Source organism: Micromonospora phytophila (assembly GCF_023656545.1).
GTDB classification, from domain to species: domain Bacteria; phylum Actinomycetota; class Actinomycetes; order Mycobacteriales; family Micromonosporaceae; genus Micromonospora; species Micromonospora phytophila.
The window spans coordinates 36288-51830 of sequence record NZ_JAMOKF010000007.1 but is presented as its reverse complement, the minus strand read 5'-3'; the positions used below and the strand labels follow the sequence as shown (position 1 = coordinate 51830).

The following is a 15543-nucleotide window of genomic DNA, read 5'->3' as shown; positions in this document are numbered from 1 at the left end:
GGGGCCGGCGCGGCCCGCTTGCGGGCCGCCTTGTATGAGTACGCGGGCAAAGATCGGCTGTTCATCAGCCGCGACGGGTCCCCCCTGCGGGGGGACAGCCTGTATCAGGCCTTCGTACGGGCACGGACGAAGGTGGGTCTGGATGACCTCACGTTCCACGACCTGAGGCACACGGGTCAGACCCTCGCTGCGCAGACTGGCGCGACGTTGGCTGACCTGATGAAGCGGCTGGGTCACTCGTCGATGGCGGCGGTTCGTCGATACCTGCACGCCGTGGACGGGCGCGACCGGGAGATCGCCAAAGCCCTGTCCGAACTGGCCGCGCACGGCGATGTCGCACGCCTCCCCCGACGCATCACCACCCATGGCCAGTCATGATGTGGCGTTTGCTTCCGCTTTGCGGCGGGGCATCTCAGCCAGCCCACGACCGGTCCACGCTTCGATGCGCTCATCGGCCACCATGCTTATGTGACAAGCCAAAGGTCTGCCAAGATGCTGCTGGTCGCTAGTGCCGTGCTGCTTGTGCTGGCAGTACTCGTCGACATCGGGCCGTGGCGATGGGTCTCGTGGGGCATCGCGGCGGAAATCATCGGTGAGCATCGCAGCTTGGCGATAATCGGCTTGCCGGCGGCGGCACTGTTGGCGGCGTCCCTGGTCCGACTGATCCGTACCCGCAACGCTGCGGCACCTACGAACGGGGCATCCAAAATCCAGTGGCCATGGCTACTGTCTGACCAGGGCATAGGAGCGATCGCGGGAACCGTCGCGACCGTGGGCGTCATCGCCCTAGCGGTGATGCTCGTGGTCGCGGAGAGCGCATCGGGAGTTGAGCGCGCCAAGCTTCAGATCGAGGCAATCAAGTACGGCATTGGAGCGGTTGCCGCTGGCGGCGCGGCAGCCGCCTTGCTGCTGGCCGTGCGGCGCCAGCGATTCTCCGAGCACGCCCATGAACACACAGTGAGTGATGCAGCCGAGCGACGGGTTACTGAGCTGTACACCAAGGCCGTCGAGCAGCTCGGCTCCAATGACGCGGCAGTACGCCTCGGCGGCCTGTACGCCCTCGAACGCCTTGCGCAGGACAACCCTCATCAGCGGCAAACCATCGTCAACGTGCTGTGCGCCTACCTGCGCATGCCGTACTTGCCACCGCCAGTTCCCGCCGCCCACTCGCCTTCGGCCGATAAGCCCCGATTGACCGAGCTACCTCTCCTGACCAACAAGGAAACCCCGGACACGACCCGCGACGCGCGCCAAGAGCTCCAGGTTCGGCTGACCGCGCAACGCATACTCACCAGGCACCTGAGCGTGCCCCCGGGCCTTGAGCCGCAGCACGCCACCACCCTGGCGCAAGATTCACATCAACCGTTCTGGCTGGGCATCGACATCGATCTCACTGGTGCCACCCTCGTTGACTGGAACCTCCAACGCGGCCACGTACGTGTTGCCACCTTCACTCAGGCGACCTTCGCCGGCGACGCGAAGTTCGAGGAAGCAAGTTTCACCGGCGACGCGCGGTTCCTCAACACAAGCTTCAACGGCGACGCGGAGTTCAGGAACGCCAGCTTTACCGGCCTCGCCCAATTCGACAATGCAAGCTTCAGCGGCGGCGGGTGGTTCGATGACGCCGTCTTCGCCGGCGAGGCTTGGTTCAGCAACGCCACCTTCGGCGAGTTCGCAGGGTTTAACAGGGCGACCTTCGGCGAGTTCGCGTGGTTCGACGAGGCCACCATCGACGGGATCGCGCTCTTCGACAAGGCGACCTTCGGCAGCGTCGCGGCATTCCACATGACCACGTTCGCTCTCGAGGCGCGGTTCGTCGAGGCCACCTTCAAAGATGACGCGGCGTTCGGTGAGGCCAGCTTCAATGGCAGCGCGCGGTTCGAAAGGGCCAGCGTTGTGGGCGACGCGCGGTTCGACGACACCAGCTTCAACGGCGACGCCTGGTTCAGTGAAACGGTCTTCTTCGGCGACGTCCCTGATTTTTCAGGTGCACACGCAGTTCTGCGGGACAGGCGGGAAGACTGCTGGCCGCCAGGCTGGCACCTCAAACCAGCCAGCGAAAGGCCAGGAATGAGCCGACTGGTCCGCGATGAGCCTGCGACAGACAGCGGGAGGGGACTCGACGAATCGCAGGGCCCCGGCGACACTTCGTAGATCATCTTTGGTCCGCTTGCCTTCCGTGGCTGCGCCGAAAACTGCACAGTTGCTGCACGCGGCAGGGTTGCGACCGCCTTGACCACCAGAAATGCAGGTGCCTGAAAATCGGAAGGTCGGCGGTTCGACCCCGCCCCTGGCCACATAGCCTTTCGCCGGGCTACAGAGGTCCCCACCAGCGGAAACGCCGGTGGGGATCTTGCTTTGTGCGCCCTTGCCGGCTGGATCGCCGGTGCCCGTGGTTGACCGCTCTTGGCCCTTGATCGCCGCCGCTAGTTGCACGTTCGCTGCACGCCGCTCTCCGGTGAACCGGTCACATCGGCCCTGGACGTAACCCGCCACCCCTCACAATGAGCCCGATCTCGCGCAGACGAGCTGACCGCCGTTGATCCTCGGCTCCCGTGTCAACGGACACGCAACGGGCACGGCGACCGAGGGATTATGAGATCAAGATGGGCGACCCGGCGAGCTGCCCGGTTGGTCTTCTAGCAGCGGAAACGCCTCTCGACATCTCTCACCACTCCCCCGCTGTTCGTCGCCCTCTTGCGGACTAGATGCGGACTGCGCCGCTGGGACTCCACCCCCCGGCGATCTAGGCTCGTTTCATGGTGTCAGTGATCGAGACGGTGAGGCTTGTTGTCGTTGTCGCGATCCTGCTGCCCCTCCTGGTACTCATGGTGATCGCTCTGTTGAAGTCACGAAACTCCCGGTCCGACGACGGGCCTCCTGATTTGCTTCACCCTCGGCCGGACGGGGGCGGTGGCGGCGATGCAGGTGGCGGTGGGAACTAGTTTCTAGCGGCCCACAAAGGCAGATCGTCAGTTTGGAAGAGCGCTCCCTACTGGTCGTGATGCCCGAAACGCCTGTCGCCGACCGTTGACCCCGGTGCGTCTCGTGCCCGCTCGTGCCCGCGACGCGCCTCGATTACTGGCCCATGGATGGCCCAACCCTGGAGGTCCCTTTGAGTCGCAGGAGACCGCGGGGACGACGGTTTGACGGTGGCAGGCTGGGCCGGCAAACGGTGTCGAGTCTCGCTTTATGATCAGCGCATGACCCTCAGACTCCGGGTCGCCACTGAGGCTGATCTCGACCGTCTTCTTGCCATCCTCAACGGCGCCGTCATCTGGTTGCAGCAGCGTGGCCTGGACCAATGGGGCGGATGTCCATGGCAAGCTGACGAGTTACGTCCGAGCCTCGAAGCCGGCACCCTCTACTTGGCGGAGGCTGGCGGCGGCCCGCCGATCGCGACGATGACCCTAGACGCCCGGCCCGATTTTGACTTCTGGACGGCTGAAGACGACCCGCAGTCAGGGCTCTACCTCAGCCATGTCGCCGTTGACCGATCCTGCCGCGGGCGCGGCATCGGCTCCTGGCTGCTCGACGAGGCCACGCGCAAGGCTGCGCACGACGGCAAGAAGTGGTTGCGACTTGACGCGTGGAAGACGAACACTCAGTTGCACGTCTACTACCGGCGACATGGCTTCCAGCAGCTACGAACCGTCCATGTCCCCGGCCGCAACTCTGGGACGCTCTTCCAGCGGTACACCACGGCAACGCCGGTTGTAGTTGCCCCCAAACTCCGGCTCACCGAATCCTCGTAGCCGACAATTCGATCCCCTCAGAAGCGCTACGCGGCGCTGCCCCTGACGCGCCTGATGCACCGAACTCATCGGAGCTAGCGCCCCGTCATGCAGACTTGAACGGGTAATCGGGGTGGCGGATCTTGGAGCCTGCGGCGAATCCGGATTTCGGTCTGGCGCGCTGGTTGCGCCAGCGGATGTAGTCGCCGATGGCGGCGTCCTGCTCGGCGTGGCTGCGGTGGTCGGTGCCGTTGAGGGCGAGGTAGCGCACGGCAGCGAACTCGGCCTCGATCCAGTTCAGCCAGGACGCGTAGGTGGGGAGGAACACCAGCTCGACGCGGTTGATCGCGCACCAGGCGCGGACCTCGGGGTGCTTGTGCGGGGAGAAGTTGTCGCAGATCAGGTAGAGGCGCTGGTCGGGCCAGCGGCGGCGCAGGGTCTTGAGGAAGGCCAGGAACTCGCGCCAGCGTTTGCGGTCGCGGATGCGGTAGTGCAGCTTCCCGGTGGCCAGGTCGAGGGCGGCGATCATGTGCCGAACGCCCTGGTCGCGGGTGTAGGTGGCCCGCAGCCGTACCGGTTGGCCGTGGGGTCGCCAGGCGCGGCCGGGGCGGGGTTGCAGGTTCAGCGGCCCGAACTCGTCGACGCAGATCACCCGGCCGTCCGCGGGTGGCTGGTCGTAGAGGTCTAGGATCCGGCGCATCTTCGACGTGAAGTCGGGGTCGGTGCTGGCCTTCCACGTCTTGGTGGCCTGCCACGACACACCCCGCTCGTGCAGGATCCGCCGGACGGTCTCGACGCTGATCGCCGTGACGTAGCCAGCCTCGATCAGGTAGTCACGCAGCTTCGACAGGGACCAGCAGGAGAAGGGTTCGCCGAGGAAGCGGGGGTCGCACCGGGCGATGACGCAGATCCAGTCGCGGGTCTGCTCATCGATCCGTCTCGGTGCGCCCCCGCTCCATTTTGGGTCTAACGCGTCGAACCCCGCTCGTTGAACGCGTGGATCACGTCACGGACGTAGTCCTCGCTGGTCTTGAGCAGGTGAGCGATGTCCGGGGCCGGCTGCCCCTGGGCGGACATCAGCACCACGATCGCCCGCCGCAGCTTCACCGGATCCTTCGCGGTCCGGGTGATCCGCTGCAACCGCTGCCCCTCGGCCATCGACACCTGCCGGACGAACACCTCCGGGCGTCTGCCCACCGGCCACCACCTCCCACCGTGAACGATGAGAGACAGCCTGCCCGACACGTCCTCAGAACCGACGGATTACACGATCAACGTTCAAAGACGAGGCACTAGTGTCCTGCGCCGGAAATTCGCCTACAAAAATCGCGCGAGTGATTCGAGGATCTCTTCGGCGGTCTTGGTCCAGGTGAACGGCCGTGGGTCGCGGTTCCAGTCGGCGATCCAGGAGCGGATGTCGGCTTCCAGGGCTTGGATGCTTTTGTGGGCGCCGCGGCGGATCTTCTGCTGTGAGGTGGCCGAACCAGCGCTCGACCTGGTTGATCCAGGACGAGCCGGTCGGGGTGAAGTGCATGTGGAACCGGGGGTGTCTGGCCAGCCAGGCCCACACGGTGGGGGTCTTGTGGGTGCCGTAGATGCCCCTATGTTTGTCAAGCCGTTGTTGCAGCTGGATCGGTTGATGCGCTGGCGGCTTGAAGTAACGGGTAGAGCTCGCGGGCGACGTAGCGCTTGAGGCACCGGATGGCTTCGCGGCGGCTCTTGCCGTCGCTGATGCGCCGGTCGAGGTAGGTGCGGGTATGCGGGTCCCAGCGCAGGCGGGTCAGGACGATGCGGTAGAGGGCGGCGTTGGCCTGCCGGTCGCCGCCGCGGTTGAGGCGTCGGCGTTGGGTCTTGCCGGAGGATGCCTCGACCGGGCTGGCTCCGCACAGGGCGGCGAAGGACGCCTCGCTGGCCATGCGCTCAGTGTGGGCCTGCAACATGGTGCTCGCGAGACGGTCCCTGACGAGCAGGAACATGTTTCCTGAGTGCTTTCCGCCTGAGTCGCCCACCTCAGGGCAGCGGGACGACGTAGGAATCGACGCGGGCGATAAGCCCGTCCCGGAACGTGAACAGGTCGTTGAAGGCGAAGCGGAATGGCCCCTGATCGACGCTGACGCCGCGGCCCTCGCCGGTGGTGATGACGACCGGGCCGTCCTCGTGGATGCGCTGTAGGTCGAGTTCGGGGCTGCCGGTGAAGCCCGGATTTTCAATCTCGCCGTCGAACTCGGCCTTGCCGCGGGTGGTCCGGTGGCCGTGGATGACCCACTCGACGTCGTCTGTGAGGGTCGCGAGGATTCGCGGGTGGTCGCTCATCCGGAATCCTTCGAAGTACTCTGCGACGAGGTCGCGCTGGGTCTTCTGCGTCATGGTGTTCTCCGATCTGTTGGGGCATCGCTGCCCTGCAGGTGTGCGGCGAGCGCGTCGAGGATCGAGGCGAGCCCGTCGGCTGCTTGCGTGGTCCGAAGCTCAGGGGGAAGCCGACGCTGGTGGACCGTAAGATCCGTACCGTCGACGGCGGGCCGGACGTTGACGGTTGTGCGAAGGCCTGTGACGGGCTCGTCGAACACGAGTTCGTGCGGTGCGGCGACGCTCACGTAGATGAACCGGAGCCGGCGGGTCGCACCGTTCGGTCCGCGGGTGTCGAGCGCGAACTCCCCACCGGGACGCAGGTCGACGGTCACGGACCCAGGGGGCACGGTGGCGTGCGAACCGCCCCAGAACGCCGCGATGCTTGCCGGCGTGGTGAAGGCGGCCCAGACGCGTTCGGGCTCGGCCGGGAGGTGGCGCTTAGCGATCAGTTCGTCGCCACGGAGCTCTGAGTTGGCGCTCAACGGACCGCTCTCTTATCAGCGAGGTGCTGCTCAAGGGCGTCGAGCCGGTCGTGCCAGGCGCGGCGCTGGTCGTCGATCCACGTGCCGAGCAGCGACAGCTGATCGACTCTCAGCCGGCAGGGGCGCCTGGTGCCCTCGCGCCGCTGCTCGATCAGGCCGCATCGTCGCAGCACACCGACGTGGTGGGAGATCGCCTGTGGGGTCAGGTCGAACGGCTCGGCGAGCTCGCCCACCGTGGCGTCACCCTGCGCGAGACGGGTCACCAACGCGCGACGGACGGGGTCGCCGAGCGCGGCGAAGGCCGAGTCGAGGTCTGGCTCGGGTGCCACGAGCGAGGAGAGGGGCATGGCTTCACCCTAGAGCAAATGCGTATTTGCGCAAGCCACCATTTTCAAAGGTAGCCATGCCAGCCCTTGCGGGCAGCACCGGTGCACCGCGGTGAGACGGTGGAGTGTTAGCAAGCGGCGCGGGCGGAGCCGCCCGGCATACTGCGCGAACTGGCCGCTGACGTCCTGCCTGCCATCATCCGCCACCCTGCGCCACGAGCCGCTGCCAGGCCACCGCGACGAGGCTGATTGAGCAACGACCGCTATGCCGCGAGTTGCTCGGTTATGCAACGTGTCGCTCGTCGGCACCCCGCGATCAACGGGCTCGTTCGTCAAGCCAGATGGCATGGTCAACCATCCACGGCGTAACCGGCCGCCCCAGACGATCGGTGAGCTCCGCCGCCACCTCGGCCACCAGCCGACGCGCCTCGTCGGCGCCGACTCCCGACCCGAACCGAGAGAGCCACATGCTGGAGATCGACGCCCTGAGGCAGCTGCGGCAGCGCATCCGTTCCAGCAGCGAGGACGGGCTGCGGCACAGTGCCACACTCGCCACGACCGAACGGGACAGCGCCGAGCACCGCCAGGCAGGGGCCGCCTTTCGGGCCGCCTACCCGTTGCTGCCACAGGTCGCCAACATGGCCAAGACTAGGCGCAGCACAGCCGCTCCCCCAGGTGCTGCCTTAACGCCGTCGTCGGCGTCGAGCGGGCCATCCGCCTGATTCGCGACGGCCAGCGCATCCGCGTGCAGGGCACCGACGGCTTCGTCGAGCTCATGCCGTAAGTTCTGGTTCAGCGCAGGTCGGGCCCGCCCTCCTCAGCGAGTTCGTCGAGCACGCTGATCCTGTCGTCGTCTGTGTCGTCGACAACGAACGCTTCGAGTGGCTCCTCGTCACGCAGCTGTGGGTACTTCTCGAGAAGGAACCGTTGCCGGTACGCCATGTCGGCGGTGTCGACGATTCCCTCCAGGGTGGTCCAGTTGAGGGTGCCGCCGACCAGGATTCCGGCGACCGGCACGACCTTGCCGAGGCCCTTTTTGGTGAGGTCGCGGCCGAATGCCTCCGCGAACTTCACGGCGACCCGGGCGACAACCGACTCGTTCAACACCTTCCATGTCTTGCCCCGGACGAGTGCCTGGGTGAGACGCGAGATGTCGGCCAGGGCGGCGCTCTTCGCGCTGGTCGACACCGCCGTCCCGGCGTTGACGACGGACAGCACGAAGAGTTTCTCGGCCGGCTCCTCGGGGTCGTAGCCATGAAACAGCGACACATGGCCGACAGCGCGAGACGCCAGTCCGAGAACGATCGCGGCGTCGCCGGCGAAAGCGCCGGCGATGACACCTGCCGAAGGCGCTGCAGCGGCACCGGCGGAGGCTGCGGTTGCCAACTCGCCTCCCGAGATCAGCAGCCCCGCACCCATTCCAGAGACTGCGGCGGTAGCCGGGTAGTACCAGCTCAATGCCCGCCCGCGGACCGCGTGGATCTGCTCGAGGTCGAGGCGCCGCAGGTCGGAAAGCTTGGTGACGTCGTGCCCGCGCTTCTGGTGGAGTTCCACCACCCGCTTTGGGGAGAGCCCCGCTCGCGAAATCTTCGCCACCGTGCGTTGCACCGAGCCCAGAGCAGTGCCACTCCAGTCCGCCGCGCTGGTGGGGAGGACGCCTGCGGCTTTGCGAGCCCCGGTGCCGATGGCGCTCGCACCCTTGGCGACGATGCCGCGCCCCCGCGAGACGGCTGATTGGGCTCCCGGGTGTTTTTCCAGGTACGTCGCCGCACGCCGACCGAGTGCCGCGGTGCCGTTGGACACGCCCTCGCCGGCGCTGCGCAACGCGGCCGACAGCGGCCGGCCCTTGAACCGCTGGATGTCACGCCATGCCGCAAGCTCGTACTCCGAGGGTTTTGCCATGGCGCCCAGGTTAGTGACCCGAACCGCCGCTCATGATCGGGTAGGCGGCGGAGTCGGCGTTGGCCCGATCGGCCTTGACCGGTGGTGCAGGGCTACCGTGACGAAGACGGTCTGGCCGAGGGGGTGACGGTGCCAGTGGGTGCGGGCACCGGGCCTGAAGTGCACCAGGTTCGCTGTCACCCGTGAGGGAGGGGCGCGGCGGCGACCGCGTCGATGTAGACGTCTCCGGTGAACCAGCCGTCGGGTCCCTTGGCGGTGGCGATGGAGCTGCGGGTGATCTGCATCAGGTTCCTTCGGTGCCGGGGACAGTGCTGGGGGTGCCGCCCCGGAGCGGCCCGGCCGATGCCTCGTCGGGGGACCATGCGGCAGCGCCGGTGGCCGCCCAGGAGGCGAGCAAGCGGAGGCGTTCAGCGGACGGCGAGCCGGGTTCGGCGGTGTACACCAGGAGTACAAGGCCCGGTTCGGCGGTGATCGCAAGCTCCTCGTAGGCGAGGGTGAGCTCACCGACGATGGGGTGGTTGAACCGCTTGGTTCCGGCGCCGTGGGTTCGCACGTTGTGGTCGGCCCACAGCTGGCGGAAGACTTCGCTCTGGGTGGAGAGCTCGCCGACGAGGTCCTGCAGCCCGCGGTCGTGCGGATCGCGGCCGGCCTCGGTGCGCATGACGCCGACGCACATCTCGGCGAACCGGTCCCAGTCGGGGTAGAAGTCGCGAGATGCTGGGTCGAGGAACTGGAACCTGGCCAGATTCGGCAGGCGTCCTCCGTCGCCGATCACCGGTGAGTAGAACGCGCGGCCGAGCGCGTTGGTGGTGAGCAGGTTCTGCTGGGGATCGCGTACGAACGCGACCGCGTCGGTGATGGCCTCCAGGGCCCAGCGCAGGCTCAGGCGTGCACCGGCCTTGGTGGCGGTACGGCGCCAGGGTCGCCCGGAGGTGGGGATGCCGTCTGCGGCGCGGGCGAGGTCGAACAGGTGCGCGCGTTCGGTCTCGTCGAGCTGCAGCGCGCGGGCGAGGGCCTCCAGGACGGTGGACGACGCGCCGGCGATCTGGCCCCGTTCGAGCCGTGCGTAGTACTCGACGCTCAGTCCGGCGAGGGAGGCGACCTCGCTGCGCCGCAGGCCGGGAACGCGGCGGCTGCGCGTCGGCGGCAGGCCGACCTGCTCGGGAGTCAGCCGGGCCCGACGCGTGGTCAGGAACTCGCGCACCTCGGAACGGTTGTCCATTTTTCGAGCCTAGAACGCGCCGACTCGGTGCGAGGTGGACGAGGGGTGCCCTGTCAGTACACCCATCCAGAGGGACTTCTCGGCGCTCGTAACAGGGCGTTCACTGATGTCGTGGCCCGCGGGGCCGGTCTGATGGAAGCGGTGGAGGGAGCACGCCACGATGCGTGGAGTTGTCATGTACGGGCCTGGGGACGTGCACGTCGAGGAGCGCGAGGATCCCACGATCGTCGAGCCGACCGACGCGATCATCCGCTTGGCGGCGACCTGCATCTGCGGCAGCGATCTGTGGCCGTACCGCGGCGCCGAGCCGGTCGAGCACCAGGTGATGGGCCATGAGTACGTCGGCGTCGTCCAGGAGATCGGGTCAGCGGTCCGCACCGTCAAGGTCGGTGACTTCGTCGTCGGCTCCTTTTGGGCGTCCGACAACACCTGCGACATCTGCCGGGCCGGCTACCAGGCGTACTGCGTTCACCGTGTCCTGATGGGCACCCTCGGTACCCAGTCCGAGCTGGCTCGCATCCCGCTCGCCGACGGAACGCTGGTCGCGACTCCCGGGCAGCCCGACCCCGATCTCATCCCGTCGCTGATGGCGGCCTCCGACGTGCTCGGCACCGGCTGGTTCGCGGCCGTCGCCGCCGAGGCCGGGCCGGGCAAGACCGTCGCGGTTGTCGGCGACGGCGCGGTCGGCCTGCTCGGGATCTTGGCCGCGCGGCAGCTCGGCGCCGAGCGGATCATCGCGTTCAGCCGCCACGCCGACCGGCAGGCCCTCGCCCGGGAGTTCGGCGCCACCGACATCGTCGCCGAACGCGGCGACGCCGGCGCCGAGAAGGTCAAGGAGCTGACCGGCGGCCTCGGCGCGCACAGCGTGATTGAGGCGGTCGGCACCCAGGAAGCCATGATGCAGGCCATCCACTCGACCCGACCGGGCGGCCACGTCGGCTTCGTGGGGGTGTCGCACGACGTCGCCATCCCCGGCGACGAGCTGTTCATGGCGGGCGTTCACATCCACGGCGGCCCCGCCCCGGTCCGACGGTTCCTGCCCGAGCTGATCCAGTTGATCTGGGACCGCACGATCGACCCCGGCAAGGTCTTCGACCTCGCCCTGCCGCTCGAGCAGGCAGCGGAAGGCTACAAGGCGATGGACCAGCGCACCGCCATCAAGGTCCTGCTCACGGTCTGAAGCGGTCCGAAGCGGCTGCACGCCGCCTGAAGCACCGATCTTGACGCCCCCGAACGCCCGTCCGAGCGCCGTCCCGGACGGATCTCACCTCATACCTGGAGACGCCATGCCACCCGCACGCGCAGCCGTCTGCGCAGCGCTGTTGACGGCCGTCGCACTGATCGTTGCCGGCTGCGGTGACAACAGCCGATCTGGCGACACCCGTGTCGGATCACCCTCCACCGCCGGGCAGGCACCGCCGCAACAGAGCAGCACGCCCAGCCGCACCGACGCCTCGCCTCAGGGAGAGCAGATGAAGATCCAGATCACCGTCAACGGTCAGCGCCTCCAGGCCACCATCTTCGACAGCGCCGCCGGCCGTGACCTCATCGCCCAGCTGCCCCTGACCGTCGACATGGTCGACCACGGCTCGGTGGAGAAGACCGGCCCGCTGCCCTCACCGCTCTCGTTGGCCGGCCAACCAGACGGTGCGGACCCCGACGTGGGAGACGTCGGGTACTACGCACCCGGCAACGACCTCGTTTTCTACTACGGCGATCAGTCGTACTACCCCGGCATCGTGATCATCGGCCGCCTGGACGGCGACGCCGCCAGCGCCATCGCCGACATCAACGGCGCTATCACCGCAACCGTCGAAACACGCGCCGCCTGAGCCCACACTGCCGCCCAGGAGACACCATGAACCCCACCTACGACTTCACCGGCCGGGTCGCGCTCGTCACCGGCGCCAGCTCGGGCATGGGACTGGCCACCGCGCAGGCGTTCGCCGAGTCCAAAGCGGCAGTCGTCCTGGCCGACATCAACGACGAGTCCCTACAGGCCGTCACCGCAGAGCTCCGGGCGCACGGGCACCAGGCCCTCGGCATCCGATGCGACGTATCCGACGAACGGCAGGTCGCCGCCCTGATCGACCAGACCGTCGCGTCCTACGGCCAGCTCGACATGGCCTTCAACAACGCCGGCATCCAGGCCCCGCCATCCGACGCCGCCGACGAGCCCGCCGAGACCTTCGACCGCGTCAACGCCGTCAACCTACGCGGGGTCTGGGCCTGCATGAAGCATGAACTGCGGCAGATGCGCGAGCAGGGCAGCGGCGCCATCGTCAACTGCTCCTCACTCGGCGGACTCGTCGGCCTGCCCGGACGCGCCGCGTACCACGCGTCCAAGCACGGAGTGCTCGGACTCACCAGCAGCGCCGCCTTGGAGTACGCGCCGCGAGGGATCCGAGTCAACGCCATCTGTCCCGGCACCTTCGAAACCCCATGGTCACCGCCATGATCGCCAGCGGTGAGCTCGACCCCGCCGCAGCGCTGGCCAACCAACCCATCGGCCGGTTCGGCCGGGCAGACGAGATCGCCTCCACCGTGCTCTGGCTGTGCAGCCCCGGCGCCAGCTTCGTCGTCGGGGTCGCCCTCCCCGTGGACGGCGGATACACGGCACAGTAGAGCCAACGGGTCCTGAGGGGCTGAGTCGTGCCAGCGGCCAGGACGGAAGGGGTCGCTGGCCACGGCTGGAGCGGTGAGCAGTAGCCATCGATGGCGCGTTCACGGGGCCGGCTGCCGGGAGGCGACCACGACCGCTTGCCGACCCTGGGGGCGCTTGGGCCGCCGGGATGTGTGGCTGACCCGTGAGGTCCGGTGAAAGGTCGTCGCCCGCGCCGGCGACAGCGAGAACGGCCGGGTGCTGCGCTGGGCGTTTGAGACTGAGCCGATGCCCTGGCGATGGTCAAGCGCCTTCTCGCCGCCGACGCGGGCGGCAGCTGGCGCAAACAAGACGCCGATGCCGCATCGTCCCCACCGCAGTAACGGGCGTGCGCCCCGACCGGCGGCACGTAAGGCGAACGCCGCCAGCCGGTCGGGGATACGGGGGGTCAGGAGCTGCAGGTGTTGAGCATGCTCTGCAGGGCGGACTTCTCCGACGACTGCAGGGTCAGGGCCCAGCTGTACTTCACGGTGATCCACATCTTGCTGTAGGTGCACCGGTACGACGACAGCGGCGGCTGCCAGGTCGAGGGGTCCTGGTCGCCCTTGGCCTGGTTGACGTTGTCGGTCACCGCGATCAGCTGGGGGCGGGTGAGGTCGTTGGCGAAGCTCTGCCGCCGGCTGGTCGTCCAGGAGTTGGCGCCGGAGCGCCACGCTTCGGCCAGGGGCACGACGTGGTCGATGTCGACGTCGGAGGCGGCGGACCAGGTGGCCCCGTCGTACGGGCTGTACCAGCGGCCCGAGATGGCCGCGCAGGAGCTGTCGACCACGACGGAGGTGCCGTCGCGCTTGAGGACCTGCTCGCGGGTGTTGCAGGTGCCGCTGATGGTGATCCAGTGCGGGAACAGGTCCCGCGAGTAGCCGCTGGTCGAGCCTTGCGCCGCCACGGTCAGGGCGTTGAGCTGGGACTGCGCCGTGGTCTTCGACGGGATGCCGGGAGGCGTGGCCGATGCGGGCTGCGCGTTCACGCCCGCGAGCAAGGTTCCCGCGAGTGCCGCGACGGCGAGCGCGGCGGCGTGTCGTCTGGCGCGCGGGAATCGGGGTGAGGTTTGGGTGCTCGACATGGCGGGCCTCCTCGTGGTGGTGGATGGCTACCGTCTCTAACGATCATGTCGATCGAAGGGCATGCCTGTAAAGGGATGTCGTACAGCCATCGACTGTTCGGCATCTTCCTGCGCCGCCCGCCGAACTGGCCACGGCCCGCCGGTCCGCCGATGCGGCGGCGGCGTGGCGGGCGGCCGAGCGGGCCCACATCCTGTCCCAGCCTTGGCCCTGGCCACACACCGTCGTCCACGCCGCCATGCTGCGCCGCGCCCTGCGCGAGCGCGATGTCGTCGAGGCCGTCGGGCAGGTCATCCGCCTCGCGGTCGCCGGCCCCGGCTCGGCGACGGGCCGCTACCCGCAGGGCAACACCGGCCGGGCGCGGGTGCCGCTGACCGAACCGATGCCGATGCCCGACGACCTCGCCGCGCTGCTGGCCGCCAGCCGGTAGACCGACCCCCATACCCCGCGTCCGCGTCGCCGGGGCTCCGCCACAACGGGTCTGGCGCGAACCGTGCCAGCCCGCTCATGAGCGCTACCTCACATGGGCAGGGCAGGTGTGTCGCTCCTCTGCTCAGCGGGTGGGGCTGCTCCCCCCGCCTGACCAGTCAGTGGCGGCGGGACCGCGGTCCTCGAACTCGTACGTGGTGGTGAGGCCCTCGGGCAGATCGGGGACCAGGGCGTTGGTGCCGTCGACCACCTGGACGTAGCGCCGCCCCTGGAAGATCGAGTGGCTCCCGTCAGCGACCTGCTCGATCTTGAAGAGCTGTGTCTGCGCGGCCGGGTCGCACACCCGCCCGCGGACGCTGCCCGGCGCGGCGTCGTGCACGACCGTCATGCAGACCTGGCTGGTGCCACGCGGCGTAGCCAGCATGATCCGGAATCTGCTCCCCTCGGGGTGCAGGACCCACAGCGCCCGGTCGTCGATGTCCTGCTCGGTGGTGGCCCGCACCCGGTCGTCGTCACGGCCGATCGCCAACGCGGCTCCGCCCAAGCCGGGCACCACGATGCGGACCTGCCGCTGCCCGCCGAGGATCTCCTGCGCTCCCGCCGACGCGGTCACGGACGGGACGACCGACGGCGCGACCTCGCCCGCTGGGCCGGCACCCCGGTCCCGCGTGCCTACCTGCTCCCCCGCCGGCAGCAGGGTGGCGCCGGCGGTCACGACCAGCACGGCCAGCCCCGCGCCGGTGACGGCCGCCCGCCGTCGCCGGCGCTGGTCGCTGCGGCGGCGCAACATCTGCGCGGCGGGCAGTGTCGTGACTCGCCGGACCTCGTCGGCGATGGCGGTGAGGGCGTCGCGCGGATCAGCCATGGGAGGTCTCCTCCTGGTGCGCCTCGGTCAGCAGCCCGGCCATCGCTCTCCGGCCGCGGGCAAGGTACGTCTTGACGGTCCCGACGGGCGCCTGCATCTCGGCTGCCACCTGGGCGACGCTGAGATCGTTCAGGTGGTGCAGCACGACGGCGCGGCGCTCGTTGGCGCTCAGCCGCTGCAGCGCCTGCAGCAAGGCGACGTGGTCCTCGTTGAGTGCGGGCACGCTCTGGTCGACGGCGGCCCGGTGGTGCGCGCGGATCCGGTTGATCGTCTTGCGCCAGCTGCTCACCGCGATCCGGGAGGCGACCCGGCGGACCCACGCCTCCGGGCTGTCCGCGTCCCGCACGGTCGACCAACGCTGCCAGGCCCGCATGAACGCCTCGGCGACAGCGTCCTCCGCCTCACCGCGGTTACTGGTCAGCGCGTAGACGTGTCCGACCACCCGGCCCGCACAGGCCGCGTAGAAGGCGTCGAAGTCCTCGGCGTCACGCATCTGACTGGTGCCCCCCGA

Annotated in this window: 17 protein-coding genes and 3 pseudogenes; 8 read left to right on the top strand and 12 right to left on the bottom strand. The window is 68.4% G+C overall.

The window, feature by feature from the left end:
- Nucleotides 1-30: 30 nt before the first annotated feature.
- The 3 genes from NCC78_RS02590 to NCC78_RS02580 all read left to right on the top strand — a co-directional run bounded on the left by NCC78_RS02590 (nucleotide 31) and on the right by NCC78_RS02580 (nucleotide 3755).
- The gene (locus NCC78_RS02590; RefSeq protein WP_250791484.1) at nucleotides 31-378 is read left to right on the top strand and encodes a tyrosine-type recombinase/integrase; all 348 of its coding nucleotides are present in this window, start codon (nucleotides 31-33) and stop codon (nucleotides 376-378) included.
- 114 nt (nucleotides 379-492) lie between these two features.
- Nucleotides 493-2154 (top strand): pentapeptide repeat-containing protein, encoded by a 1662-nt coding sequence (locus NCC78_RS02585; RefSeq protein WP_250791483.1) that lies wholly within the window; start codon nucleotides 493-495, stop codon nucleotides 2152-2154.
- Between the two features lie 1049 nt (nucleotides 2155-3203).
- Nucleotides 3204-3755: a GNAT family N-acetyltransferase gene (locus NCC78_RS02580; RefSeq protein WP_250791482.1), complete on the top strand. Its 552-nt coding sequence runs from the start codon at nucleotides 3204-3206 to the stop codon at nucleotides 3753-3755.
- Nucleotides 3756-3840: 85 nt separating this feature from the next.
- Here NCC78_RS02580 and NCC78_RS02575 read toward each other — a convergent pair.
- The 9 genes and pseudogenes from NCC78_RS02575 to NCC78_RS02535 form a co-directional block, all read right to left on the bottom strand.
- A pseudogene (locus NCC78_RS02575) lies at nucleotides 3841-4671 on the bottom strand (IS630 family transposase); the annotation flags it as partial.
- A 29-nt stretch (nucleotides 4672-4700) separates the two neighbouring features.
- Nucleotides 4701-4931 (bottom strand): helix-turn-helix domain-containing protein, encoded by a 231-nt coding sequence (locus tag NCC78_RS02570; protein WP_250791481.1) that lies wholly within the window; start codon nucleotides 4929-4931, stop codon nucleotides 4701-4703.
- A gap of 120 nt (nucleotides 4932-5051) precedes the next feature.
- A pseudogene (locus tag NCC78_RS02565) lies at nucleotides 5052-5328 on the bottom strand (transposase); the annotation flags it as partial.
- Between the two features lie 16 nt (nucleotides 5329-5344).
- A pseudogene (locus NCC78_RS02560) lies at nucleotides 5345-5695 on the bottom strand (transposase); the annotation flags it as partial.
- A gap of 49 nt (nucleotides 5696-5744) precedes the next feature.
- Nucleotides 5745-6101, bottom strand: a complete 357-nt coding sequence (locus NCC78_RS02555; protein WP_250791479.1) for a nuclear transport factor 2 family protein — start codon at nucleotides 6099-6101, stop codon at nucleotides 5745-5747.
- Nucleotides 6098-6565, bottom strand: coding sequence for an SRPBCC family protein (locus NCC78_RS02550; RefSeq protein WP_250791477.1), 468 nt, complete (start codon nucleotides 6563-6565; stop codon nucleotides 6098-6100). Before NCC78_RS02550 ends, NCC78_RS02555 begins: the two co-directional genes overlap by 4 nt.
- Nucleotides 6562-6912, bottom strand: coding sequence for an ArsR/SmtB family transcription factor (locus tag NCC78_RS02545; protein WP_250791476.1), 351 nt, complete (start codon nucleotides 6910-6912; stop codon nucleotides 6562-6564). The genes NCC78_RS02550 and NCC78_RS02545 overlap by 4 nt, the downstream gene beginning before the upstream one ends.
- Nucleotides 6913-7683: 771 nt before the next feature.
- On the bottom strand, nucleotides 7684-8793 hold the full coding sequence (locus NCC78_RS02540; protein WP_250791474.1) for an EcsC family protein: 1110 nt from the start codon (nucleotides 8791-8793) through the stop codon (nucleotides 7684-7686).
- Nucleotides 8794-9076: 283 nt separating this feature from the next.
- Nucleotides 9077-10015, bottom strand: a complete 939-nt coding sequence (locus NCC78_RS02535) for a helix-turn-helix transcriptional regulator (RefSeq protein ID WP_250791472.1) — start codon at nucleotides 10013-10015, stop codon at nucleotides 9077-9079.
- Nucleotides 10016-10190: 175 nt separating this feature from the next.
- Here NCC78_RS02535 and NCC78_RS02530 point away from each other — a divergent pair, with 175 nt between their 5' ends.
- From NCC78_RS02530 to NCC78_RS02515, 4 genes are all read left to right on the top strand, one after another.
- On the top strand, nucleotides 10191-11195 hold the full coding sequence (locus tag NCC78_RS02530; protein WP_250791470.1) for a zinc-dependent alcohol dehydrogenase family protein: 1005 nt from the start codon (nucleotides 10191-10193) through the stop codon (nucleotides 11193-11195).
- A gap of 292 nt (nucleotides 11196-11487) precedes the next feature.
- Nucleotides 11488-11847, top strand: a complete 360-nt coding sequence (locus NCC78_RS02525) for a cyclophilin-like fold protein (RefSeq protein WP_250791468.1) — start codon at nucleotides 11488-11490, stop codon at nucleotides 11845-11847.
- 26 nt (nucleotides 11848-11873) lie between these two features.
- Nucleotides 11874-12473 carry an SDR family NAD(P)-dependent oxidoreductase gene (locus NCC78_RS02520; protein WP_250791466.1) on the top strand — a complete coding sequence of 200 codons (600 nt, stop codon included), beginning with the start codon at nucleotides 11874-11876 and terminating at the stop codon, nucleotides 12471-12473.
- Complete coding sequence (locus tag NCC78_RS02515) at nucleotides 12470-12640, top strand: SDR family oxidoreductase (RefSeq protein ID WP_250791464.1); 171 nt, start codon at nucleotides 12470-12472, stop codon at nucleotides 12638-12640. Before NCC78_RS02520 ends, NCC78_RS02515 begins: the two co-directional genes overlap by 4 nt.
- Before the next feature lie 425 nt (nucleotides 12641-13065).
- On the opposite strand, the gene NCC78_RS02510 is transcribed toward NCC78_RS02515, so the two are convergent.
- Nucleotides 13066-13740 (bottom strand): HNH endonuclease family protein, encoded by a 675-nt coding sequence (locus NCC78_RS02510; RefSeq protein ID WP_250791463.1) that lies wholly within the window; start codon nucleotides 13738-13740, stop codon nucleotides 13066-13068.
- A 125-nt stretch (nucleotides 13741-13865) separates the two neighbouring features.
- Between NCC78_RS02510 and NCC78_RS02505 the strand changes: the two genes are divergently transcribed.
- On the top strand, nucleotides 13866-14168 hold the full coding sequence (locus NCC78_RS02505; RefSeq protein ID WP_250791507.1) for a DUF3703 domain-containing protein: 303 nt from the start codon (nucleotides 13866-13868) through the stop codon (nucleotides 14166-14168).
- A gap of 123 nt (nucleotides 14169-14291) precedes the next feature.
- Here the strand turns inward: NCC78_RS02505 and NCC78_RS02500 are convergent, their stop codons facing one another.
- Both NCC78_RS02500 and NCC78_RS02495 read right to left on the bottom strand, forming a co-directional pair.
- The gene (locus NCC78_RS02500) at nucleotides 14292-15032 is read right to left on the bottom strand and encodes a hypothetical protein (RefSeq protein ID WP_250791461.1); all 741 of its coding nucleotides are present in this window, start codon (nucleotides 15030-15032) and stop codon (nucleotides 14292-14294) included.
- On the bottom strand, nucleotides 15025-15525 hold the full coding sequence (locus tag NCC78_RS02495) for a SigE family RNA polymerase sigma factor (protein WP_250791459.1): 501 nt from the start codon (nucleotides 15523-15525) through the stop codon (nucleotides 15025-15027). Before NCC78_RS02495 ends, NCC78_RS02500 begins: the two co-directional genes overlap by 8 nt.
- Between the last annotated feature and the right edge of the window lie 18 nt (nucleotides 15526-15543).